General features: G+C 49.0%; 17 protein-coding genes, 1 tRNA gene and 3 rRNA genes. 9 read left to right on the top strand and 12 right to left on the bottom strand.

Going from position 1 to position 25,208, the window contains the following annotated elements; translation table 11 throughout:
* Positions 1-5: 5 nt before the first annotated feature.
* Both TSUB_RS01510 and mpl read right to left on the bottom strand, forming a co-directional pair.
* Positions 6-623 carry a flavin prenyltransferase UbiX gene (locus tag TSUB_RS01510; RefSeq protein ID WP_087026639.1) on the bottom strand — a complete coding sequence of 206 codons (618 nt, stop codon included), beginning with the start codon at positions 621-623 and terminating at the stop codon, positions 6-8.
* Positions 613-1,968: a UDP-N-acetylmuramate:L-alanyl-gamma-D-glutamyl-meso-diaminopimelate ligase gene (gene mpl / locus TSUB_RS01505; RefSeq protein WP_087026642.1), complete on the bottom strand. Its 1,356-nt coding sequence runs from the start codon at positions 1,966-1,968 to the stop codon at positions 613-615. Before mpl ends, TSUB_RS01510 begins: the two co-directional genes overlap by 11 nt.
* A 196-nt stretch (positions 1,969-2,164) precedes the next feature.
* Between mpl and fbp the strand changes: the two genes are divergently transcribed.
* Together fbp and ppa are read left to right on the top strand one after the other, a co-directional pair.
* Entirely contained in the window at positions 2,165-3,181 is a 1,017-nt protein-coding gene (gene fbp, locus TSUB_RS01500; protein ID WP_087026644.1) for a class 1 fructose-bisphosphatase, read from the top strand.
* A gap of 178 nt (positions 3,182-3,359) precedes the next feature.
* Positions 3,360-3,893, top strand: a complete 534-nt coding sequence (gene ppa, locus TSUB_RS01495) for an inorganic diphosphatase (RefSeq protein WP_087026649.1) — start codon at positions 3,360-3,362, stop codon at positions 3,891-3,893.
* Between the two features lie 77 nt (positions 3,894-3,970).
* On the opposite strand, the gene TSUB_RS01490 is transcribed toward ppa, so the two are convergent.
* Genes TSUB_RS01490 through tamA form a run of 3 tightly spaced genes read right to left on the bottom strand, consistent with a single transcriptional unit; the run spans position 3,971 to position 9,844 of the window.
* Complete coding sequence (locus TSUB_RS01490) at positions 3,971-4,330, bottom strand: gamma-glutamylcyclotransferase family protein (RefSeq protein WP_087026652.1); 360 nt, start codon at positions 4,328-4,330, stop codon at positions 3,971-3,973.
* Between the two features lie 37 nt (positions 4,331-4,367).
* Positions 4,368-8,132: an autotransporter assembly complex protein TamB gene (gene tamB, locus TSUB_RS01485; RefSeq protein WP_087026655.1), complete on the bottom strand. Its 3,765-nt coding sequence runs from the start codon at positions 8,130-8,132 to the stop codon at positions 4,368-4,370.
* Positions 8,132-9,844, bottom strand: coding sequence for an autotransporter assembly complex protein TamA (gene tamA, locus TSUB_RS01480; RefSeq protein WP_087026659.1), 1,713 nt, complete (start codon positions 9,842-9,844; stop codon positions 8,132-8,134). The genes tamB and tamA overlap by 1 nt, the downstream gene beginning before the upstream one ends.
* Positions 9,845-10,181: 337 nt before the next feature.
* Between tamA and msrA the strand changes: the two genes are divergently transcribed.
* The gene (gene msrA / locus TSUB_RS01475; protein WP_087026662.1) at positions 10,182-10,820 is read left to right on the top strand and encodes a peptide-methionine (S)-S-oxide reductase MsrA; all 639 of its coding nucleotides are present in this window, start codon (positions 10,182-10,184) and stop codon (positions 10,818-10,820) included.
* A gap of 32 nt (positions 10,821-10,852) precedes the next feature.
* On the opposite strand, the gene TSUB_RS01470 is transcribed toward msrA, so the two are convergent.
* Complete coding sequence (locus tag TSUB_RS01470) at positions 10,853-11,065, bottom strand: DUF1107 domain-containing protein (RefSeq protein WP_087026665.1); 213 nt, start codon at positions 11,063-11,065, stop codon at positions 10,853-10,855.
* 309 nt (positions 11,066-11,374) lie between these two features.
* On the opposite strand from TSUB_RS01470, the gene TSUB_RS01465 reads away from it, so the two are divergent.
* From TSUB_RS01465 to TSUB_RS01440, 6 genes are all read left to right on the top strand, one after another.
* A complete protein-coding gene (locus tag TSUB_RS01465) occupies positions 11,375-11,932 on the top strand; it encodes a YtfJ family protein (protein ID WP_087026668.1) in 558 nt (185 codons plus the stop codon).
* A 405-nt stretch (positions 11,933-12,337) separates the two neighbouring features.
* A complete protein-coding gene (zrgA, locus tag TSUB_RS01460; protein ID WP_087026674.1) occupies positions 12,338-13,057 on the top strand; it encodes a zinc uptake protein ZrgA in 720 nt (239 codons plus the stop codon).
* A gap of 36 nt (positions 13,058-13,093) precedes the next feature.
* Positions 13,094-13,786, top strand: coding sequence for an ATP-binding cassette domain-containing protein (locus TSUB_RS01455; protein WP_087026678.1), 693 nt, complete (start codon positions 13,094-13,096; stop codon positions 13,784-13,786).
* A complete protein-coding gene (locus TSUB_RS01450; protein ID WP_087026681.1) occupies positions 13,786-15,045 on the top strand; it encodes an ABC transporter permease in 1,260 nt (419 codons plus the stop codon). Before TSUB_RS01455 ends, TSUB_RS01450 begins: the two co-directional genes overlap by 1 nt.
* Positions 15,046-15,056: 11 nt before the next feature.
* Complete coding sequence (locus TSUB_RS01445) at positions 15,057-15,554, top strand: DUF3299 domain-containing protein (protein WP_087026684.1); 498 nt, start codon at positions 15,057-15,059, stop codon at positions 15,552-15,554.
* A 267-nt stretch (positions 15,555-15,821) separates the two neighbouring features.
* On the top strand, positions 15,822-16,697 hold the full coding sequence (locus TSUB_RS01440; protein ID WP_087026687.1) for a TIGR03899 family protein: 876 nt from the start codon (positions 15,822-15,824) through the stop codon (positions 16,695-16,697).
* A 71-nt stretch (positions 16,698-16,768) separates the two neighbouring features.
* On the opposite strand, the gene metH is transcribed toward TSUB_RS01440, so the two are convergent.
* The 6 genes from metH to TSUB_RS01410 all read right to left on the bottom strand — a co-directional run bounded on the left by metH (position 16,769) and on the right by TSUB_RS01410 (position 25,126).
* Positions 16,769-20,443 (bottom strand): methionine synthase, encoded by a 3,675-nt coding sequence (gene metH, locus TSUB_RS01435; protein ID WP_087026690.1) that lies wholly within the window; start codon positions 20,441-20,443, stop codon positions 16,769-16,771.
* Between the two features lie 28 nt (positions 20,444-20,471).
* Entirely contained in the window at positions 20,472-21,410 is a 939-nt protein-coding gene (gene metA, locus TSUB_RS01430) for a homoserine O-acetyltransferase MetA (RefSeq protein ID WP_087026693.1), read from the bottom strand.
* Positions 21,411-21,782: 372 nt separating this feature from the next.
* Positions 21,783-21,898: ribosomal RNA gene (gene rrf, locus TSUB_RS01425) — 5S ribosomal RNA — on the bottom strand.
* A gap of 7 nt (positions 21,899-21,905) precedes the next feature.
* Positions 21,906-21,981: transfer RNA gene (locus TSUB_RS01420), tRNA-Thr, on the bottom strand.
* A gap of 55 nt (positions 21,982-22,036) precedes the next feature.
* Positions 22,037-22,152 (bottom strand): 5S ribosomal RNA (rrf, locus tag TSUB_RS01415).
* Positions 22,153-22,241: 89 nt separating this feature from the next.
* A 23S ribosomal RNA gene (locus tag TSUB_RS01410) occupies positions 22,242-25,126 on the bottom strand.
* Positions 25,127-25,208: the final 82 nt, after the last annotated feature.

Raw genomic sequence — 25,208 nt, 5'->3', positions numbered from 1 at the left:
GAAGACTAGTTGCGATGATCGTATCCCCAGCGTGGTACCAACTGCTGCTCTAACCCAAGATGGTCAAGAACACGTGCCACCATGAAATCCACAAGGTCATCAATGGATGTTGGCTGGTGATAGAAACCCGGTGCGGCGGGCATGATGGTCGCCCCCATGCGAGAGAGCTTGGTCATGTTCTCTAGATGCAGTGTCGACAACGGCGTTTCTCGAACAACAAGGAGTAATTGGCCACGCTCTTTTAGCACAACGTCTGCCGCACGTTCGAGCAGGTTATCTGACATACCATGCGCGATAGCAGCTAAACTGCCTGTCGAGCATGGGCAGACAATCATTTTCTTCGGCGCCGCAGACCCCGATGCCACTGGAGAAAACCAATCTTCTTTGCCACACACTGTCAGCTTGCTACTATCGACATGTAGATGCTCGACCAATGCCGCTTTTGCCGCATCCGGCCCCGATGGCAACTTCAAACCATGTTCAGTCGCAAGGACCACACGCGCAGCCGAAGAGATCAGCAGAAAAACCTCGTAGTCCGCAGCCAACAGGCACTCCAACAGCCTCAAGCCATAGGGTGCGCCAGACGCCCCCGTCCAAGCCAATGTTATACGTTTATCCGTCATATTTTTCCTGCAGTGCCGCCAGCAATTTATTGTGAATACCACCAAAGCCACCGTTACTCATCACCAGTAACTGATCGCCCTTCTCAGCCTGCGCCACGACATCCGCAACCAAAATATCAATATCATCATAAAGCGCCGATGGTGGTGCACAATGGGTTATCTCTTCTTGCAACCACTCGATACCCTCAGGTTGATACAACGCAATCCGATCTGCCTTGGCGAGTGCAGGTGCCAACCTACCTTGATGCACACCCCGCTTCATGGTTGCCGAACGCGGCTCAAGAATCGCATGGACACGACGTTCAGGGTCACGTTGACGCAATGCTTGCAGAGTGGTTTCTACCGCTGTCGGGTGATGTGCAAAGTCATCGTAGACAACGATGCCAGCCACTTCGCCGCGCACCTCTAGGCGACGTTTGGTATTAATAAACTTCGCCAATGAGGCACAAGCGAGCTCAGGTGTCACCCCCACATGGCGTGCCGCTGCTATCGCCATCATTGCATTAGCAACATTGTGATCACCAATCAAGTCCCAGTGCACCTCGCCCACTTTTTTGTCCTGTAAATAGACATCAAAGGCACTGCCATCGGCATGTTGTTTTTCAGAGCGCCAGTCACCACCCAGCGTCTCTTCTTCACTCCAGTTCCCCATGGCTAACATGTCATCGATCGCTTTCACCCCATGAGGACGTATCACCCGACCATGGCTTGGAATAGTGCGCATCAAATGATGGAACTGCTTCTGAATCGCGCCTAAATCATCAAAAATATCGGCATGGTCAAACTCCAAGTTATTAATAACTAGCGTTCGAGGATGGTAATGCACGAACTTAGAACGCTTATCAAAAAAAGCACTGTCATATTCATCCGCCTCGACAACGAAGAACATACTCTCCCCTAAGTTAGCGGAAGTATTGAAGTTTCCAGGAACGCCGCCAATCAAATAGCCGGGATTGTAGCCATTATCAGACAATATCCAGTTCAACATGCTGGCCGTGGTAGTCTTCCCATGTGTCCCAGAAACCGCTAATACCCAGCGGTCTTTTAACAACATTTCATGTAACCACTGCGGGCCAGACGTGTATGGGATACGATGATTGAGCACGTACTCAACACACGCGTTCCCACGGCTCATCGCATTACCTATCACCACGAGATCGGGCGTAGGATGAAGCTGTGATGGGTCAAAACCTTCTGTAATTTCAATACCCTGCTCTTCTAGCTGAGTACTCATTGGCGGGTAAACGTTTGCGTCGCTGCCTGTGACCTTGTGTCCAAGTTGACGCGCCAAAATCGCTGCGCCACCCATAAAGGTGCCACAAATCCCTAAAATGTGTATATGCATACTATCCTTCTATAGTGACTGCTTTGGTATGCTGCATGGGCCTTGCAGTTACTTTACTACCCGTAAAAAGTTCTTCTGTTACAATAAGATAAATAAAAACATAACAAAACTGAATAACACTAAATTTAAGGGCTACCCCAAAAAAATTCACCTAGCCCTTACCTTTGAAAACAACAACAGAAAGCAAGGATAGACTATGTCCGATATTAAAACGCTTGGCGAGTTCATTGTCGATAAGCAGCATGATTTTCCCCATGCTAGCGGTGAACTCTCTTCGTTACTCGGCTCTATAAAACTCGCAGCAAAAATAGTAAACCGTGAAATTAACAAGGCTGGCCTCGTCGACATTACTGGTGCGATTGGCAGTGAAAATGTCCAAGGCGAACAGCAACAAAAGTTAGATGTCTACGCTAACGAAAAATTCAAAGCCGCATTGCAGGCCCGCGACCAAGTCTGTGGTGTCGCCAGTGAGGAAGAAGATGAAGCGGTCAGCTTTGATAGCGAACATAGCCGCAACGCCAAATATGTCGTCCTGATGGATCCACTGGATGGCTCATCAAACATCGATGTGAATGTCTCAGTGGGCACTATCTTTTCAATTTACCGACGTATCTCTCCTGTCGGCACCCTTGCGACCGAAGAAGACTTCCTTCAACCCGGCCACCGTCAAATTGCCGCTGGCTACATCATTTACGGCTCATCAACCATGTTGGTTTACACCACGGGTAATGGTGTACACGGTTTTACTTACGATCCTTCATTAGGGGTCTTTTGCCTATCTCACGAGAATATGACGATCCCAGATGATGGCCGCATCTACTCTATCAACGAAGGCAACTATATTCGCTTCCCGAATGGGGTGAAACGCTACATTAAATATTGCCAAGAGAACGTCCCTGAAGATAACCGCCCCTATACATCACGCTATATTGGCTCGTTGGTATCAGATTTCCACCGCAACCTACTCAAAGGCGGTATCTATCTTTATCCGAGCACCGCGAGCCACCCGAAAGGCAAACTGCGCTTACTTTATGAATGCAACCCGATGGCATTTTTAATCGAGCAAGCAGGCGGTAAGGCCAGCGATGGTTGCCAACGTATTCTCGATATCGAACCATCAGAACTGCATCAACGTGTACCTTTCTTTGTTGGCTCAACTTCGATGGTCAATAAAGTTGAAGAGTTTCTAGAAACCTACCCTGACAACGACTAAACCCTTGAGCTCAGGCTAGCCTGAGCTCACTCCCTTCTGAAAACAAGCGTTTATCCATACACCATCCCGTGCGATACGCGACAACTTCTTGTTACAACGCGGTTAACACTGTTCTTTTCAAAAAGCGTCGTTATAATCGACATTTCAACAACAAAAAGTTAACCAAAAGGAACCCATCATGAGCCTGAATCAGGTACCAGCCGGTAAGTCACTACCAGAAGATATCTACGTTGTTATCGAAATTCCTGCAAACGCAGACCCAATCAAATACGAAGTAGATAAAGACTCAGGCGCGGTATTTGTTGACCGTTTCATGTCAACGCCGATGTTTTACCCTTGTAACTACGGCTACGTGAATGACACCCTATCTCTTGACGGTGACCCAGTAGACGTATTGGTTCCAACACCATACCCGCTTGTACCTGGTGCTGTTATCCGTTGTCGTCCTGTTGGCGTCCTAAAGATGAGTGATGAGTCAGGTGAAGATGCAAAAGTGGTTGCGGTTCCGCACAGCAAACTCACCAAAGAGTACGACCACATTCAAGATGTAAACGATCTGCCTGAACTACTAAAAGCGCAAATCACTCACTTCTTCGAGCGTTATAAAGAGCTAGAAGCCGGTAAGTGGGTGAAAGTGGAAGGTTGGGCTGATGCTGAAGCGGCGAAAGCGGAAATCCTTTCTTCTTACGAGCGTGCGCAAGAGCAAAAGTAACACTCATATAGACGAAAAAAGAGCGCTAAGGCGCTCTTTTTTATTGGTTAGCGTTTACGCTTGCTAAAGAGATAGGGTCATGCTCGTTCACACCAATCCCCACTTCGAATGACTCGCTTCTGATCTTCATCGATATGCTGATAATAGTAGAGCCAAGCTGGACCATATTGGGTTTCAACGATCTCGCGACCATACAAAGTAGGGTATTCTTCCAGTTCATCCAGCTTCGCCAATATCGCGTCATTGATGCGATAAACCTCCCCCACCAAGGGCTGCGTGATCGAGGCATCCGCCATGACTGCGGGATAGGGACCCAAATCAAGCAACGCCCAACCACACGATAACGTCCCTTTTCCAATAAAGGCCGCTCCATCAAGCCAAAAGTGATTCACTTCTCCTTGACGCAGTGTGCCATATACAAATACTAAGTCGGTCATTCTCGCTCTCCGTGCTACCGCAATTTAATGAAATCTATCAGTTAAATTCAAACTGGTATAGGACATCCACCGCACTATCTAGGCCGGATACCGCTTCCACGTAGAGGTCGCGCATCAATCGATAGCGAATCGTGAACTCCGCCAAAGAATTAAAGATACCAACGCCATATTTCACTTGTAAGCCGGGCGCAATATAACCACTCACTGTCACCTGAGAGTCGTCCCCCGTCCCTGCCGTATCCAACGTCAACTCTTGGACACCAAATGCTTCACCGATGTCGCCCACCAGTTGACCACTTTGGGCAAGCACCAAACCTATCATGGCGGATGTCATCATGTTGCCACCCGCTTCACTATCGATATCACGGCCTCGAAGCAAATAAGAAAGCGCATTTTGCTGAGGCATCGCAGGCTCAGAGAAAACGTCTAGCTGCGGAGCCTCGGCAGAGCCAGTAACGCGAACGCCAGCAATGACATCATCTTGCGTGCTATCAGGATTACGAATCGCTTCAACTTGCAGATAAGGGAGATCAGGCCGGCCACTGAAGAGGATCTTACCTTCATCTATCAGTAACTCTTGTCCAAATGAGCGATAGGTACCATCTGTGATCCGCACTTCCCCAGCGACTTGCGGCCCCTTATTGTTCTGCTGCACATTGAGCTGACCACTCAAATTACCTTTCAAACCAAATGCTTCCAGCGTGACGTCATCGCCTATATTGACAAAAACATTGGTTTTAATATCAATCGGCGTTGATACCTCTTGAGAGACAGGTTCTAGCTCGTCCGTCAATATCACTTCATCACTGGAGACACCCACCGCACTAGGCGGCACGCTATCCACACGAATTCGCGCCCACGGAATATCCACTTGGCCGTTAATAACCGCCTCTTTAGGCGAAGCGCTAATGGTGAGATTGGGCGAGACCTCTAACGAGACAAGCGAAGGCACAACAACATCCAGCCGCTCACCTTGAACATTCAGGTTGGTACTCCATGCCGCCAAATCCGCCCATTGTGCATCACCGGCTAAGTTGAGCTCGCCGTCAGGAGTCTTTAACCATCCAGACAGCGTGGCACTATGCCCCGCGAAAGTGGTGGCAAAGCGCGCCTGTTCCACTTCTACCGGGACTTGCTTTCCTTTTGCGGCGATCTTATCTAACTTCAGTTCGCCATTCACCGCAGGATTGAGCACCGGGCCTTTAAAGGTCAGTTGGCTATTCAATACCCCGGCAACACTACTGTAATCGGCAACAAGGGGGGTCAAAAAACTCAAATCGATGTCGTTGATAGCGAGTTGACCAGCAATCTCTTGTGCCTCAATGGGGCGTTGCGTCAACCCTTCAATACTGGCGTCACCCACTAACGCACCATTGTCACTTAAATTGACCACCCAGTCCGCTTGCAAGTTATCGCTTAACAGATTGGCATTGACAACGATGTGCTCCCATCCCTGAGAAAAGCCTGTTTGGGTGAGCGTAAACTGCCCCGGCGTGAGCCGCAGCTTAGCGTCAACCACTGGCGCATTAATATCTTGCCACGCGGCATTCACTTCCACGTAGGCATCACCACTGAGCAACATACCTGACGGCATAAAGCGCGCAATTTTATCGAAGTCAAACTGCGTGATACTCAGTGCCAACTCACCGGATTCCCCTACATCCGCCATTTGGGTCAAACACACCTTCGATGGCGCTTGCTCCCAGCAATGTTCCCCGATACGAATCCGACTCTGACGCAAGTCAACATCAATCTCTGCGGGCTGATCAAGCGCCCACACGCCCACCGGTGTTTCAATCCGCGATTGACTTAAGGTACCTTGCCAGCCTTGCCCTCGTTGAAAATGCCCGTCCACCGCTAACACTAATCCCGTCGGCAGACCGCGCATCGCTAAACGCAGTTGGTGATCAGCTTCTGAACCTGAGATCTTGGCTCTGACTACATCGAGATCCACACTCTCTTCGTACTGCACTGACTCCGCACGAAGATCCAAGTCGACTCTGATTGGCGCCTCAGTAAACACCTGTCCTTGCAGAGTGAGCGCATCAATGTTGGCCATCGATTGCCAAACGAGCTCATCAGCACGAAGATCCACCGACAGCTCTGGGGTAAGCATCGCACCTTTGAGTCTTGCAGTGCCCTGAATGACACCTTCAGCATCCGGTAAAGACTGAGACAGGTCCGGCATATCGACCTCTAGCGCCATATCCCATGCTTTGTCGAGTTGTCCCTGAGCATGTAAACCATTTGGGCCATGCTTAAGACGCAATCCCGTTGTTTTAACCACGAGATCGCCATTGCCTTTACTGTCTAGCAGTGACACACCCCCTTTCAATGCCAATGGCATCGCCATCAGATCGCCATCAACGCTTAACTTTGGTAACTGAATATCATATCCACCACTGGCAAGCAGTTTCCCTTTCGTCACCAGTTCACCGCGCAATTTGCCGGGTAAGGTATCAACCACACCCGCTGGGTTGATGTTTTGAAAATCTAACGCGGCATCCCATTTCACTTGCGGCGACCAGATCGCTTCTGCGGTCGCGTTAACCTCTCCTTCGAGCGTTTTTACGTTTAAAGACGCCAGTGTTATGGCCTCTAAACTGCCTTTGGCGGCCAGCGTAATATCCGCAGGCGGAATGCCAACCCCCGTTAATCCGGTGCGCAAGTCTAACTGATAGTCGCTGAGCTCTCCCATTGCCGTGATAGCCGTATTTCGCACGGCAACTTCTGCCTCACCAGTCAACGGCCACTGTAAGTGCTCACTGACTATTTCCGCATCAAAAGGCAACTGAGGCGATAATGGCTGCATCTTAGCGTTCAAAGTGAGTTTCTGTGTGCCTTGCAACATTGCCGATAGAGTTAGATGTTCAACCGATTCGGAGGCACTTAACGATAGGCGATGGCCTTTCAGGTCGGCATAATAAATGTCTAAGTCGGCCTCAAGACTTAGCGGGTAGTTATCATGTAGGCCAATCTCCGATTGCACAGACAGCGAAGCTTCCGGCATCTTTAGCGACAGTGAGTGAACACTGATCTCACTCTCCCGCGCGGCAGCAGATAAGGCAAACTCTTCAATACGGACGGGATAACCGACGCCATCAAGCTGGGCATCCGTCAGTGTAAATGAAGGGACCTCTATCGCGAGAGGCAAGATAACCTCCGGAAGTACCATGGCTTCTTGCGGTGAGTGACGGCTCACTTCGCTTTCCTCATCGGCCACTGTCGCACCCTTGCTAGCAGTATCCGCAAGCGCAACACGTAATGTCTCCCACTCTGTAGAAGAGAGCGTCAAGAGCGCCTCTTGCCAAGTAACCCCTGTACTTAGGTGGGCCCACGCAACGCGGTTACCCAGTACATCGAGTTCAATATTATCGAGAACAATACGTTCAACCTGTATAGGTAAAGGCGCCGTTAACGACGTCAGTGGCTCTGACTCTGACGGCGGCTCCTCCGACGGGCTTTCTGGCAAAGCCGCGAGCTGAAAGTCGATGCCATCGATGCCGACTTCACGAATACAGACAGCCGGTTGGAGCAAACAGTTGGCTTCAATATCCCACCATAAACGGTCAATACTCAAAGGCATATGGGCGTCAGAATAGGCCACATCATAGAGCGTCATCTTGCCTAGCAACGATCCTTCACCTTTGCCGATGCTTAACTCTTCAACAAACTGAGGTGCCAGCCAGACAGCTAACTTAACCCCTGCTGGCGTGAACAGCAGCAGTCCAATGAGTACCAATAGCAACATCACCAACGAGAACAGGGCGACAAAAACACGTCTAGCACTGCGCAACAACATTAAAACTCCGGCCCTAAAGTAAAGTGAATACGGTAATCGTCACTATCATTATCCAATCCTACCCCCACATCGAGACGGATAGGTCCAACGGGCGATGCCCAACGGAGACCACCGCCCACCCCGCGATTCCAATCCGGCTTGTCATTCCAGGCATCACCGTAGTCATAAAACGCGGCCAACCACCAATTGCCATAGACTCGAAACTGATACTCAGCCGTCGCCGTCATTAAGAACCGACCACCACGTAGTTGCCCACCGCTATCGCGTGGCGCAATACTCTCATAGCCGTAGCCACGCAAACTATTGTCACCACCAGCAAAAAATCGCATTGAAGGGGGGACATGACGAATCCCATCAGCCAGCACCGCACCACCATCGACTTTAAACAAACCGCGATGGCGATCGCCAGCCGATCTTACCCAGCCTGTTCGGCCACGAAGTCGGAAAATTTCCGTATCCGAACCCAGTAACGGATCGGCATATTCCATGCTAATGAACTGTTTATCTCCCCAAGAAGGCATGGCACCCCCTCGCGCACGGGTGCGACTGTAAGTCAGCCCCGGAATAAACAACTCCATCAAACCCTCTTCTTCAGCACCCTGTTTATAATCCTCGTACAGATAGCGCAGTGACAATGTACGCTGCCAGCCAGACTCTTTTAACCAGTGGCGTTCTACCCCAAATCCCAGTTCCGTACTGACGGTATCATGGCTATCGATATACCGCAGCCCACCAACAATTTGGTAATAATCTTTCAGCACATCTTCGAGAGGAATCCGGTAAACAGTCTCGATTTTGGGCTGAACCGCTGAGATCTCCATGTTGGTGTTCCAACTGTGGCCACGTGAGTGCACCCACGGTTTCTTCCAATTCAACTTCAAACGCGCGCCGACATCGGTCGAATACCCTAAGCCGACTTCGACTTGGTTGCGATTCTGTGGCGTGAGCTCAACATGTACAGGTACTTTATAGTCCTCTGCCGCCTCTAAACGCGGCTCGACAAAAATCGACGAAAACCATTGGCTATTCGACAATGCTTGGTTGAATTCACCCAGTTGACTGGCTAGATAAGGGTCACCCTCTTCAAATGGCATAAGAGAACGGACTCGCTCTTCCTTTATTTGGCTGCCATTGATGGTCGTTGGGCCAAAGTGATAGCGCTGCCCTGTATCAAAGTGCAACACAAGAAAGGCTTGCTGCCGCCCCGGCGCCACCTTCATTGCACTTTGCTCGAAGCGCGCGTCGAAATACCCTTTTTTTAGCGCCGTGTTACTCAATGAAGACTTAAACGCCTCGTAGTAGCCATGGTTTAGTGTGCGCCCCACGTCTAGTCGGCTATTTTCTATCACCGCTAACAAATCAGGATCATTGGCACCACCGCCAATCAGCTGTATATCGCGCTCGGCAATCACGGTTTTAGGCCCTGCATTCATGTGTAAGGTAACGCGAGTATCATCTCCATCAGCTTGCCACTCAACACGATAAGAAGGTGAGTAATATCCAAGTGCACGCATTGCGGTGCTGATTTCAGATTGCAAATGTGAACGAAAGCGATCAGTGTCTTCAATACTGTCCTGATCAATCGCAGAAAGGAAAAGCTCAACGTTTTTTCGCAATGCGCCTTTTAATCCTTTGACTTCAAACTCCACTTCCGCGAGCGCAGGGGCGGAAGCAATGAGCATTGCTAAACCTGTTGTGCGTATCCAACCCATAAGTAACCTTGCTAAATGAACATGGCTGATATTCGAATTTTATTTGACGAGCCATTCTGACGAGCGCAGACAGCCATTGATGAGGTAAGTAAACCTGAAAGAACACTCACATTCACAGGTCACATACATAGAACCGCTCCAGCGTTGTAAAACGAAGCTGCCAATTAGCACGTATTGATATGACGTTGCATGGCCGTTCAGGTTCCAATCAAGTGCGATTATTGTCTAATATTGTGTTGATAATGTACATCGCGAGACACTGCACAGTTACAAAATTGTGTCTCATGATTAATATGCCAAATTTTCATGATGAAAACGTGCACGAACAAGGAATACCATGTCAGTAGATAAAACCCATATCGTTACCCCTCAAGAGGCACTTGCTGGCCGCGACACGTCCATCGAGCCGCAACTTCCCCATGCCGTCTTTGGTATCCCACTACAAAAACCCGCTGGTGAGAGTAACGCGATTGTGGTTGGAATGGGCTGTTTTTGGGGGGCTGAACGCCTATTCTGGAAGCAACAAGGTGTACTTAACACCGCGGTTGGCTATGCTGGTGGCTATACACCAAACCCAAGTTATGACGAGGTTTGCACTGGACAAACAGGCCATACTGAAGTGGTTGTCATCCATTTTGACCCCAACATCATTAGCCTCACGCAACTGTTAACACTGTTTTGGGAAAACCACGACCCGACACAAGGCATGCGTCAAGGCAATGACACCGGCACACAGTACAGAAGTGCCATTTATACGCAATCAGAACAGCAATTTACTGACGCGCAATCGAGCATGTTGGAGTATCAGCATGCATTGCAACATGCAAAAGGCCCTTACTCCCATATTACAACGGAAGTCAGACCTTTAGGGGAGTTCTATTTTGCGGAAGAGTACCACCAGCAGTATTTGGAGAAAAACCCGAATGGGTATTGTGGCTTAGGTGGCACAGGCATTTGCATGCCACCATCAGCGTAGTCATGCTATAAGTGGTGAATATGCTGCCTTGATCAGGCGGCATATTCTTCATTCAACACTTTGATTGCCCGATTAATTTCCGCCATAGCCACAAGATGAGGACGCTGTTGGTGGCGTGGCATCATCACCTTTCCGAGATCAAATTCGAAACCACCAATACCGTGAACGTAAAACCGGCCGCGATGAAAGCTCTTTACAAAACGTGCGATTTGCTGTGGTCGATATTGATGAAACACCTTAAGCATGTCGGTCTCCCTTCTCTGCGAACCTCTGTGCCCATGACAAAAAAGCGGCACCTTTTAACCAGAAAACACTCAGTACATTTCTTATGCAGATCGCTTGCCACATTTTCATACTGTTAGAAAAAGAAAGTGCAGGTTGCAACGCTTCGATATTTTATCTGGCAACGTAACGTACATACGTTAAAAAATTATAATATGTTTTATTAAAAAGTAACTTTATGGGAATTATTGCTAATTTCCACACTGGTTCTACCACGTTGCCAAGGCTTAACTAAGATAATAAGCGGATCAATAACAACTGGAACAGACCCTATGTTGAACAAGAATGCCCTCATATTGACCGTTTCTGCACTGCTTTCTTCCCCACTCCTTGCACATAACCTGACTGTTGGCGAATCTTTGCCTACCGCAAACGTCGACAAGCACGGCGAGCTCCTACTCCTCGATGGCAAGATTGAGTACGCAAAATGGAACTCAGACATGCTTGCGGGCAAAGTACGCGTCATCCAAGCCATCGCAGGGCGTAGCGCAGCGAAAGAGATGAATGCTGACCTCATGGCAGCCATCACCGCTGCAGATTTCCCTGAGGATAAATACCAAACAACCACTATCATCAATCAAGATGATGCAATGTGGGGAACGGGCGGCTTTGTCAAATCATCAGCAGAAGACAGTAAACAAGAGTTTCACTGGTCTTCTATGGTCTTAGATGCCAACGGCAGCGTGAAGCAAAGCTGGGATCTCGTGGAAAAAAGCTCTGCCATCATAGTGCTTGATACAGAGAGTCAGGTGCTTTTTGCTCACGAAGGCAAACTGACCGAGGCGCAAATTGAGCATGTTTTGACATTGGTACGTAATAACCTGAAGTAAATCGTCGTTGTCACCTTTCCGAACCACAGTGGATTGTTATAGTATTACATCACTTTTTTATTGTGGTTCGGTATGGCGCACTTCTCACGGATTCCTCATGCAGTTTGTCTATGCTTAGCGCTGTTTCTTTTTGAAACGCACGCTTCGGCGCTGCACGCCTTAGAGCACATCGAACACCATACTCAGGCTGAGTGCCAGCAAACCTTGCCGCCGGTCTTGACCCCTTCTGCGACCCTTCAAGTTGTTGAGGCGGCTTTTGCGTTACATTTACACACTGATTTTATTGCTACTCCCTGTTTTCTTCCCGAGCCGATCAATAGCCATTTTGCTCGAGCGCCACCGAGTTACACGTATTGATCATCTCCAAGAACTAACGTACTACCCTAAATTTAAGCAGGATTTATCATGAAAAAAACAGCTCTTACTTTTGCCCTGATGGCTGCACTACCTTTGATGACACAAGCAGAGTCTTACCGCGAGCACGGTGCACATGTTCACGGTGTTGTGGAACTAAACATGGCGCAAGATGGTCAACAACTATTGATTGAAGTGACAGCGCCAGGTGCGGATGTGGTGGGCTTTGAGCATGCGCCACAAAATGCAGATCAAAAAGCGCAAGTAGAATCGGCAACAGCGACATTGAATGACGCTGCTAAACTGTTCGCTTTCAGCACGCCATGTAATCTTATTGAAGCCGCTGTCTCGAACACGCTCGAAGCAGACAAGCATGACGGTCACGACCATCATGACCATGATCACCACGACCACGATGATCACAAAGGTCACGACCACCATGACCATGATGATCACAAAGGTCATGACCACCATGACCATGATCACCACGACCATGATGATCACAAAGGTCACGACCACCATGACCATGATCACCACGACCATGATGATCACAAAGGTCATGACCACCATGACCATGACCACAATCATGGCCACGGTGAGTTCAGTGCACAATACGTTTTTGAATGTGCCGATATCAATGCACTTCAATATGTTGATGTACACTGGTTTGAGCGCTTCTCAGCCACTGAAAAAATGACCGTTCAAGCAATCACAGATAAAGGACAATTTGCGGATACGCTGGACGCCAATAAGCACAGAATCCAATTTTAATGATGGGCGGGGGGCAACCCCCGCTACCTTATCCTTATGAATGTAATCAACATTGAAAATCTGACCTTTCGTTGGCCTGGCCAACAAAAAGATCTCCTCCGAATCCCTCAGTTTTCGCTTACCCAAGGTGAAAAAGTCTTCTTAAAAGGCCCCAGTGGTAGCGGGAAATCGAGCTTACTTTCGCTCTTGTCTGGCATTACGGATGCCAACAGCGGCGAGATCATGCTGTTAGACACCCCAATGAGTAGCCTTAAACCCGCTCAAAAAGACCGTTTCCGAGCGGATAACCTTGGCTATATATTTCAAATGTTTAACTTACTGCCCTACCTTTCGGTCATCGACAATGTGCTTTTGCCCTGTCGTTTTTCATCCCAGCGTAAACAAAACATATCAGGCTCTTTGGAGGCTGAAGCCAAGCGTTTGTTACTTGCGCTACATCTACCAGAAGACACCTTGGATAAACCCGTGACACAACTTAGCATTGGTCAACAACAACGCGTTGCTGCTGCGAGGGCACTTATTGGGCAACCTCCCCTTTTAATCGCCGATGAACCGACTTCGGCCTTGGATCACGACAACCGTACCGCCTTCATCGAGTTACTCATGAAAGAGTGCGACAACGCAGGCACCAGCTTGCTGTTTGTTAGCCATGACCACACTCTCGAAGCGCTGTTTGATCGCAGTATCGATCTGCTAACGCTCAATGAAGCGTATCAAGAGGTGAGCTAATAATGGCTATTTTTCGTCTTGCATGGCAAAGCCTCGCTAACCGCAAAGCCACTGCCATTTTAACGCTCCTTACCGTCGCCATTTCTGTGACGCTATTGATCAGTGTTGAACGCGTCAGAACTCAAACCAAAGCCAGCTTTGCTAATACCATTTCGGGTACCGATCTCATCGTCGGTTCGCGCTCAGGTCAGGTCAACTTATTACTCTACTCCGTCTTTCGCATTGGCAACGCCACCAATAACATCAGTTGGGAAAGCTACCAAGAACTCAGTCAGCATCCCTCAGTAGATTGGACAATCCCCATTTCTCTTGGCGATAGCCATCGCGGATACCGCGTTATCGGTACGAACGACGACTACTTCAAATTCTATAAGTACGGCCGTAGTCAACCACTGACCTTTGCAGATGGTCGCCCATTTGAAGGGCTTCTTGAGGCTGTTGTTGGCGCTGAAGTCGCGAGAAAACTGAATTACCAAGTGGGAGATGAGGTGATCATTGCCCATGGCTTAAGCGACATGGCATTCAATCGTCATGACAATGCGCCGTTTAAGATAGTCGGTATTCTTGCGCCCACTGGCACCCCGGTCGACCGCAGTGTCCATGTGTCGCTAGAAGCGATTGAAGCGATACATGTGGGTTGGGAAACAGGCGCTAACATGGGGTATACACCTGATGCAGAAACGTTAGAGCAACGCGAATACGAGCCCGCACAGATCACCGCCGCATTCTTTGGCTTAAAATCGAAGATCCAAACATTTGCCTTACAACGCCATATTAATACCTATCGCCAAGAACCACTCAGCGCCATTATGCCGGGCATCGCCCTGCATGAACTCTGGGGAATGATGTCTATCGCTGAACAAGCGTTAATGGTGGTCTCTGGATTTGTTGTCGTGGCTGGCCTTCTCGGGATGCTGACCGGACTACTGACAAGTTTAAATGAGCGCCGCAGAGAGATGGCTATCCTTCGTGCTATGGGCGCGCGTCCGGGCCATATCTTCTTCTTACTGGTCAGTGAAGCGACAGTATTAACCACGGCGGGTATTGGACTAGGGCTTGGCTTCTTATATGGCTTGCTAGCATTACTGCAACCCCTCGTTCAGCAACAATTTGGCATCTACTTGGCGATCACACCACCAACGCAATATGAGTGGATTCTGCTCGCAATTGTGCAACTGGCAGGTATTATAGTCGGACTTATCCCGGCATTTCGGGCATATCGTCATTCCTTGGCGGATGGCATGACAATAAGAGTATAACTGGAGAGCAGATGAAACGCTTACTTCTCGCCCTATTTTGCTGGTTGCCTTTGATGGCTGCCGCAGACGACGTACTCACGCTAAACTGGCTGGATTTGATCCCTGAAGCCGAGCGTGAAGCATTTGCGGCAAACGCAGGCCGCGCAGCGATCGGCGCTCATGATGAGAGCAGCGATTTACGCGCACAACAATCGTTGATCGGTTCGGTACGCGAAGAGCTCAATGGCAGTAAAGTAAAAATTCCCGGCTTTGTCATTCCGCTTGAGGGTGATAATAAAGTCGTCACGGAGTTTTTATTGGTACCCTATTTCGGTGCTTGTATCCACGTACCGCCACCACCACCAAATCAAATTGTTTACGTAAAATTCCCGGAGGGCGTGCCTATTCAGCAACTTTGGGACGTGATTTATGTAAATGGAACGTTAAAGACAGAAGCCGTCAATCATGATTTAGCCCAGGTAGGGTACATGATCGAAGGGATTGCTATCGAAGACTACGTCTACGAATAAAACCTGAGTCTATCTGGTGGGTTACAGCAAACTTGCCAGATAGACTAGCGTCCCAAGATAACCCAAGAAGATAATCGTATTTCCTAGTTTGTAACGCAGCACAATATACTCCTCATTCAGCCGCCGCAATGTTAAACCCTCATTAACAATTATCCAACAGCTTTCACCCATTCTATTGTTTTAGATCAATAAATTGACAATTGCCAAAATAGGCCATCAAAGGCAAGATAGTTTTCTACCCTTAATTGCACAGAAAGTCGGGATATCATGAAGTCAGAGCAGGTTGTCGTCGCCACGCAGAGCAGCAGTCAGTCAAAAAACCTTTCGTCTAGCCAAGGGGTTATCAAGCAGTTAGCTTCTGAGCAAGGCATTGATGCACTGATCAGCAAAGGTGAGGCGAAAGCCCTTGAAGAGCGAGTCACGCAACGTCAGCAACTTCTGCTTCAACAGCAGCAGCGCAATCTCGAAAAGATTATTCAAATCGCCTTTCAAAGCTGTAAAGACGAGGTCTCTCAACGTCCTGACCCTGATTGGTATGCACGCTTTCTCTCCTTTGCTACCCATATCCATGGCCTCCCCATGCAGCAGCTATGGGCACAAGTACTTAAGACTGAAATCATCCAACCTGGCACGATTTCCTATAAAGCACTATCCGTCCTCAATAACATGAGTAAGCATGAAGCGCAGATACTGCAACAAGCAGCGAGTCTCTCTTGTGCTTTTGGTAGTGAAAACACGCTAAAGATTGTCACTGGATTGCGTTCTCCACAAGGTAAAATGCTGGGGCTTTTCCGACGCCCCGCTTCCGCGACAACGCTGCAGATCGGGCAGTACCAGCTACCTTACTCCAGTTTGTTAGTGCTCATCGATCTCGGCCTCGTCTTGAGCAGTGAACTGGTTTCAGGGGCATTCAGTACGGAAACGAACACACCGCTACACTATCAAGATCAAACGTGGCAACTACGACCATCAGAACCCGGCATCACTTTGGTTTATTACCGTTTTAGTCCAACCGGACAAGAGCTATGCCAACTACTGGGTAAGCGCAAGCACAATCAATACCAGCAAGCACTGTTAGGCATCCTCAACCAAGCTTTTGCGGTTGAGAGCGAGAGCAGTGGTAGTGAGTTTGACGCTGAGTAAGCACCTTCAAGTCGCTAGCGCCTAATAAGCAAAAAAGCACCTCGAAAGGTGCTTTTTCATTCCTGCTAAGCCTAGTTATTGAGGTTAGGTCCAAGCCATTTCTCAATCTCTGCGCCATCCCAGCCCTTACGTGCTGCATAGTCTTCCGCTTGATCCTGTTGAATCTGCGCCACCGCGAAGTAACGTGAGTCTGGATGAGAGAAGAACCAACCAGAGACCGATGCCCCCGGCCACATTGCATAACTTGTCGTGAGCGTCATGCCTGTATGCTTCTCCGCATCGAGCAAACGCCAGATAGTCGCTTTCTCTGTGTGTTCAGGGCATGCTGGATAACCAGGTGCGGGGCGAATACCTTGATACTTTTCACGGATCAGATCATCATTACTGAGATCTTCATCTGCTGCATAGCCCCAAAGCGATTTACGCACTTTTTCATGCAAGCATTCTGCAAAAGCCTCGGCAAGACGGTCCGCAACAGCTTGAATCATAATGGCATTGTAGTCATCACCCGCTTGCTTATACTGCTCAGCGATATCGTACTCGCCAATCCCACCAGTAACAGCAAAAGCACCAACCCAGTCAGATTTACCACTCTGTTTAGGTGCAACGAAGTCAGACAAACAGTAGTTTGGCCCTTTGGGTTTCTCCGTTTGCTGGCGAAGGTTATACAAGGTTTCAATGACTTTCGTTCGTGTCTCGTCAGCATAAACCACGATATCATCACCCACCGCGTTCGCGGGGAACAAACCACACACACCATTTGCTTTGATGATGCCATCCGCTTCAATTTGATCCAGTAACGCATTTGCATCTTCGAAGAGCTTTGTTGCCTGCTCGCCGACAACTTCATGACGAAGGATGGTAGGATATTTACCACTCAATGACCACGTCATAAAAAATGGCGTCCAATCAATATACTTGCGCAGCTCACTGACCGGGAAATCTTCGAAAACATGAACGCCCGGTTTTAGAGGCGCCGCCGGGGTATAGTTTTCCCAATCGAGATCAAGCTTGTTGGCCTGAGCCGCCTCAAGAGTAATGGGTTTTGAGCGCGGCTTCTTACGAGCATGTTGCTCGCGCACTGTTTCATGCTCTTTGTCGAGGCGCTCAATAAATGGTGGTCTTAACTCATCAGATAACAATGATGAACAGACTCCCACCGCGCGCGAAGCATTAGGCACGTAAACCACGGGGCCGTGATAGTTTTGCTCGATTTTGACCGCCGTGTGCGCTTTCGAGGTCGTCGCTCCACCTATCAACAGCGGCACTTCAAAGCCTTGACGCTCCATCTCTTTGGCGACATACACCATCTCATCCAATGAAGGCGTAATTAACCCAGATAAACCAATAATGTCGACATTTTCTTCCTTGGCCACCTTGAGGATTTTTTCGCACGGTACCATCACGCCAAGATCAATGATCTCAAAGTTATTACATTGCAATACAACGCCAACGATATTCTTACCGATATCGTGAACATCCCCTTTCACAGTGGCGAGCAGTATCTTACCGTTCGAAGAGCCGGCTTGTTTCTCTGCATTAATATAAGGCTCGAGATGAGCAACCGCCTGCTTCATGACGCGTGCAGATTTCACCACCTGAGGTAGGAACATCTTGCCTTCGCCAAAGAGGTCACCCACCACGTTCATGCCCGCCATCAATGGCCCTTCAATCACTTCAAGTGGTTTACTGGCTTGCAGACGAGCAGTTTCAGTATCTTCAACAATGAACTCAGTGATCCCTTTCACCAGCGCATGCTCTAAGCGCTTCTCAACTGACCAAGAGCGCCACTCTAAGGCTGCACTATTATCTTGTTCAACACCGCTATCACGATACTTATCCGCCACATCAAGTAAGCGTTCAGTCGAGTCATCGCGGCGGTTGAGGACAACATCTTCGACCGCAACGCGTAATTCTTCTGGCAGGTCATCGTAAATCGCCAACTGGCCGGCGTTCACGATACCCATGTCCATGCCTTCTTTAAAACAGTGATAGAGGAAGACCGCGTGTATCGCCTCACGAACAGGGTTGTTACCTCGGAAGGAGAACGACACGTTTGACACACCACCGGAAATCATCGCATGAGGAAGCGTGGCTTTGATATCTCGCACCGCTTCAATGAAATCAACCGCGTAATTGTTGTGTTCTTCAATACCGGTTGCGACGGCAAAGATATTCGGGTCAAAGATGATATCTTCTGGCGGAAAGCCCACTTCATCGACTAAAACACGATACGCTTCAGTACAGATCTCGACTTTACGCTCGCGCGTATCCGCTTGCCCAACTTCATCAAACGCCATCACGATCACCGCGGCACCATAGCGGCGGATCAACTTGGCTTGTTCAATGAACTTCTCTTTCCCTTCTTTCAAAGAGATAGAGTTGACGATAGGCTTACCCTGAACGCACTTCAAACCGGCTTCAAGGACTTCCCACTTCGATGAGTCGACCATGATCGGGACTTTGGAGATTTCAGGTTCTGTCGCACACAAGTTTAAGAAACGAGTCATGGCCGCTTCTGCATCCAACATGCCTTCATCCATGTTGATATCAATAACTTGTGCGCCTGCCTCGACCTGTTGGCGAGCAACTTCGAGAGCCTCGTCATAAAGCTCTTCTTTAATCAAGCGCTTGAAGCGAGCAGAACCGGTCACATTGGTACGCTCACCGACGTTGATAAAGAGCGATTCGGCTTCGATATTGAGTGGCTCTAGACCCGAGAGTCGACAAGCAACTTTAATCTCTGGCAGCTTACGCGGCTTAACATTAGCCGTTACCGCGGCCATTTGGCGAATGTGCTCAGGCGTTGTACCACAACAACCACCGACTAAGTTCAAGAAGCCACTTTGTGCCCATTCCTGAATATGGATCGACATTTCACCCGCTTCGAGATCGTACTCACCAAACGCATTCGGCAAGCCAGCATTGGGGTGCGCAGACACATAGGTCTCAGAAATGCGCGATAACTCTTCAACATAAGGGCGCAACTCGTCCGGACCGAGTGCACAGTTAAGTCCGAAGGAGATCGGTTTTACATGACGCAATGAGTTGTAAAAAGCTTCTGTCGTTTGTCCCGACAAGGTACGTCCTGAAGCATCGGTAATCGTACCTGAGATCATCACAGGTAACTCGATACCTTTTTCTTCAAACACAAGTTCAACAGCAAACGCACAGGCTTTCGCATTGAGGGTATCAAAGATTGTCTCGATCAAGATAAGATCAGAGCCGCCCTCGATAAGGGCGCGCGTCGATTCTGCGTAAGCTTCAACTAACTGGTCAAACGTGACGTTACGGAAACCGGGATCATTTACATCGGGAGAGATTGAAAGCGTACGGTTAGTCGGCCCCAATACGCCAGCAACAAAACGGGGTTTATGCGGGGTTTTCTCTGTCCATTCATCCGCAACTTGTCGGGCTAATTTGGCCGCCTCCAAGTTAATTTCTTCGCTAAGGCTTTCCATGTCATAGTCAGCCATCGCGATCGTCGTTGCGTTAAAGGTGTTGGTTTCAAGGATATCAGCGCCAGCTTCTAAGTACTCCGCATGAATCGACTTAATGATCTCTGGCTGTGTTAAAACCAACAGATCATTGTTCCCTTTCAGATCGCAGTGCCAGTCTGAGAATCGTTCGCCACGATAGTCATCTTCTTCCAGCTTATAGCCCTGAATCATCGTCCCCATACCGCCATCGATAATCAGGATGTTGTCCTGCAAGCGCGATACTAAGGTCTCCTTAATTGTTGCCACGTTACTTCCTCATTGCTCTGTAATCGTTTCAATCTCGTGTGAAGTTTTCTTCTGAGAATTTATCGAGATCGTAAGGTGTCTGCTGGTAGACACAGTAGTTTAGCCAATTTGAAAACAACAAATGGCCATGGCTTCGCCAACTTGCAATTGGTTGGCTATTTGGATCGTCTTTAGGAAAATAGTTTACAGGAATTGCGGGTTCCATTCCCTGAGAGAGATCGCGATGATATTCGTTTGCCAGCGTATTAACATCATACTCAGGATGACCAGTCACGAACACATTTCGTTTGTCTTTTGTTGTCGCCAGGTAGACACCGGCGGTATCAGACGTCGCCAAAATATCGAGGTCGGTATGTTTCTTGAGAAAATCAGGGGCAAAATCAGCATAACGAGAATGCGGGGCAACAAAAGTATCATCAAAGCCACGTAATAGCGGATGGTGATGGTCGTGGATTCGGTGGGTATATACCCCAGACAGTTTATCCTTACGTGTACGCTTAGGTAGGCTGTAATGCAAATTCAGTGCAGCTTGAGCAGCCCAACAAACAAACATGGTTGAAGTGACATGATCCTTCGCCCAGTTAAGAATAATCTGTATTTCCTCCCAGTAGAGCACATCTTCAAATTGGACGAGCCCCAACGGTGCACCTGTCACAATCATGCCATCAAAATTACGGTCTTTGACCGTCTCAAACTGGCGATAAAAGGTATCGAGGTGCTCAGTCGGGGTGTTTTTTGTCGGCCGGTTGTCAATGCGTAAAAGCTCAACATCTACCTGCAAAGGACTGTTTGAAAGCAGACGCAAGAACTGGGTTTCTGTCTCAATCTTCTTTGGCATCAAGTTCAACAGCAATACCTTCAGAGGACGAATTTCCTGACTGGCTGCGCGCTTTGCTGACATAACAAAAATGTTTTCGCTACGCAGAATATCGGTGGCGGGTAGTTGGTCGGGAATTTTAATCGGCATTGTTGCTCACTCCATGCACTAAAGATGTTTAGACGTCCAGATACCTAAAAACTACCTGAAAGTGTGACTAAGGGCAAGGAATAACTGCCTTTGAAGACAGAAGAGAAGCTGAAGAACACGGGAATAGAACCATAAAGAAGAGACTTGGGTTTAGAGAGCTTTCGAGTTGCCATGATCTAAAAGCCTCATTGGCTGATCAGAAGAAGAATACGCGGAAGGATGTGATGCGCCAATTGGCTTTCAGGCCGCTATTTACACAATGCAGCGAGTAGAAGTGACGACATAAGTGATAAGGTAAAAAGGACCGAATATGAGATTGTCGAGATGGTAGATACGAAAAAGCCCAGCTAATAAGCTGGGCTTGAAATTTGTGTTCAGCGATGTCCTACTCTCACATGGGGAGACCCCACACTACCATCGGCGCTATTGCGTTTCACTTCTGAGTTCGGCATGGGTTCAGGTGGTGCCACAACGCTATGGTCGCTGAACAAATTGTGGTGCTAGTACCCAGATTTGAACTGGGGACCTCACCCTTACCAAGGGTGCGCTCTACCAACTGAGCTATACCAGCAAACTCTGCTAATAGAAGTCTTACATTTGATTGCTTCGATTAGACTTAATTCAAAGCCTGGCGATGTCCTACTCTCACATGGGGAGACCCCACACTACCATCGGCGCTATTGCGTTTCACTACTGAGTTCGGCATGGAATCAGGTGGGTCCACAATGCTATGGTCGCCAAGCAAAATTTGTTCAAACTAGGAAAGCTGATTCGTCTTGCTCTCAACACACTCAAGCGCGATTAAGTCCGATAAAACACCTTGGGTGTTGTATGGTTAAGCCTCACGGGCAATTAGTACAGGTTAGCTCAACGCCTCACAACGCTTACACACCCTGCCTATCAACGTCATAGTCTACGACAACCCTTTAGGACAGTTAAACTGCCAGGGAGAACTCATCTCAAGGCTCGCTTCCCGCTTAGATGCTTTCAGCGGTTATCGATTCCGAACTTAGCTACCGGGCAATGCGTCTGGCGACACAACCCGAACACCAGAGGTTCGTCCACTCCGGTCCTCTCGTACTAGGAGCAGCCCCTTTCAATTCTCCAACGCCCACGGCAGATAGGGACCGAACTGTCTCACGACGTTCTAAACCCAGCTCGCGTACCACTTTAAATGGCGAACAGCCATACCCTTGGGACCGACTTCAGCCCCAGGATGTGATGAGCCGACATCGAGGTGCCAAACACCGCCGTCGATATGAACTCTTGGGCGGTATCAGCCTGTTATCCCCGGAGTACCTTTTATCCGTTGAGCGATGGCCCTTCCATTCAGAACCACCGGATCACTATGACCTGCTTTCGCACCTGCTCGACTTGTCAGTCTCGCAGTCAAGCGGGCTTATGCCATTGCACTAACCTCACGATGTCCGACCGTGATTAGCCCACCTTCGTGCTCCTCCGTTACGCTTTGGGAGGAGACCGCCCCAGTCAAACTACCCACCAGGCACTGTCCTCACCCCAGATAATGGGGCCAAGTTAGAACATCAAACATACAAGGGTGGTATTTCAAGGATGACTCCACGCTATCTGGCGACAACGCTTCAAAGTCTCCCACCTATCCTACACATGTAGGCTCAATGTTCAGTGCCAAGCTGTAGTAAAGGTTCACGGGGTCTTTCCGTCTAGCCGCGGGTACACAGCATCTTCACTGCGATTTCAATTTCACTGAGTCTCGGGTGGAGACAGCGTGGCCATCATTACGCCATTCGTGCAGGTCGGAACTTACCCGACAAGGAATTTCGCTACCTTAGGACCGTTATAGTTACGGCCGCCGTTTACCGGGGCTTCGATCAAGAGCTTCGACCGAAGTCTAACCCCATCAATTAACCTTCCGGCACCGGGCAGGCGTCACACCGTATACGTCATCTTTCGATTTTGCACAGTGCTGTGTTTTTAATAAACAGTTGCAGCCACCTGGTATCTGCGACTCCCGTTAGCTCCATCCGCGAGGGACTTCACCGACAGGAGCGTACCTTCTCCCGAAGTTACGGTACCATTTTGCCTAGTTCCTTCACCCGAGTTCTCTCAAGCGCCTTGGTATTCTCTACCCGACCACCTGTGTCGGTTTGGAGTACGATTCCTTACAATCTGAAGCTTAGAAGCTTTTCCCGGAAGCATGGCATCAATGACTTCACTGCCGTAGCAGCTCGACGTCGTATCTCAGTCTTAGGTGTCCGGATTTGCCTAAACACCCAACCTACATACTTGAACCTGGACAACCGTCGCCAGGCCCACCTAGCCTTCTCCGTCCCTCCATCGCAATTGTAAGAAGTACGGGAATATTAACCCGTTTCCCATCGACTACGCTCTTCAGCCTCGCCTTAGGGGTCGACTTACCCTGCCCCGATTAACGTTGGACAGGAACCCTTGGTCTTCCGGCGAGGGGGTTTTTCACCCCCTTTATCGTTACTCATGTCAGCATTCGCACTTCTGATACCTCCAGCATGCCTTACAGCACACCTTCAACAGCTTACAGAACGCTCCCCTACCCAATACGCATAAGCGCATTGCCGCAGCTTCGGTTTACTACTTAGCCCCGTTACATCTTCCGCGCAGGCCGACTCGACCAGTGAGCTATTACGCTTTCTTTAAATGATGGCTGCTTCTAAGCCAACATCCTGGCTGTCTGAGCCTTCCCACATCGTTTCCCACTTAGTAGTAATTTGGGACCTTAGCTGGCGGTCTGGGTTGTTTCCCTCTCCACGACGGACGTTAGCACCCGCCGTGTGTCTCCCGGATAGTACTTACTGGTATTCGGAGTTTGCAAAGGGTTGGTAAGTCGGGATGACCCCCTAGCCTTAACAGTGCTCTACCCCCAGTAGTATTCGTCCGAGGCGCTACCTAAATAGCTTTCGGGGAGAACCAGCTATCTCCAGGTTTGATTGGCCTTTCACCCCCAGCCACAAGTCATCCGCTAATTTTTCAACATTAGTCGGTTCGGTCCTCCAGTAAGTGTTACCTCACCTTCAACCTGCCCATGGCTAGATCACCTGGTTTCGGGTCTACACCCTGCAACTGCACGCCCAGTTAAGACTCGGTTTCCCTACGGCTCCCCTATTCGGTTAACCTTGCTACAGAATATAAGTCGCTGACCCATTATACAAAAGGTACGCAGTCACCCCGAAGGGCTCCCACTGCTTGTACGTACACGGTTTCAGGTTCTATTTCACTCCCCTCACAGGGGTTCTTTTCGCCTTTCCCTCACGGTACTGGTTCACTATCGGTCAGTCAGGAGTATTTAGCCTTGGAGGATGGTCCCCCCCTATTCAGACAACGTTTCACGTGCGCCGTCCTACTCGATTTCACTGATAAGGGATTGTCGGTTACGGGGCTATCACCCTGTATCGCGGCACTTTCCAGAGCCTTCACCTAATCCCAAACCAGCTTAAGGGCTACTCCGATTTCGCTCGCCGCTACTTTCGGAATCTCTGTTGATGTCTTTTCCTTCGGGTACTTAGATGTTTCAGTTCCCCGAGTTCGCCTCATAACGCTATGTATTCACGTTATGATGACCGCTTATGCGGCCGGGTTTCCCCATTCGGAAATCCATGAGTATAGTGACTCTTACCGTCTTCTCATGGCTTATCGCAGGTTAGCACGTCCTTCATCGCCTCTGACTGCCAAGGCATCCACCGTGTACGCTTAGTCACTTAACCATACAACCCCAAGGCGTCTTTATTTCACTTTACAAAAGTGAAGACACATAGGCGTATGGCAAACAACCAAGGTTTACATGTT

Source organism: Thaumasiovibrio subtropicus (genome assembly GCF_019703835.1).
GTDB lineage: Bacteria > Pseudomonadota > Gammaproteobacteria > Enterobacterales > Vibrionaceae > Thaumasiovibrio > Thaumasiovibrio subtropicus.
The sequence above is the reverse complement of the archived record's forward strand: the minus strand, read 5'-3'. Positions and strand labels throughout refer to the sequence as shown.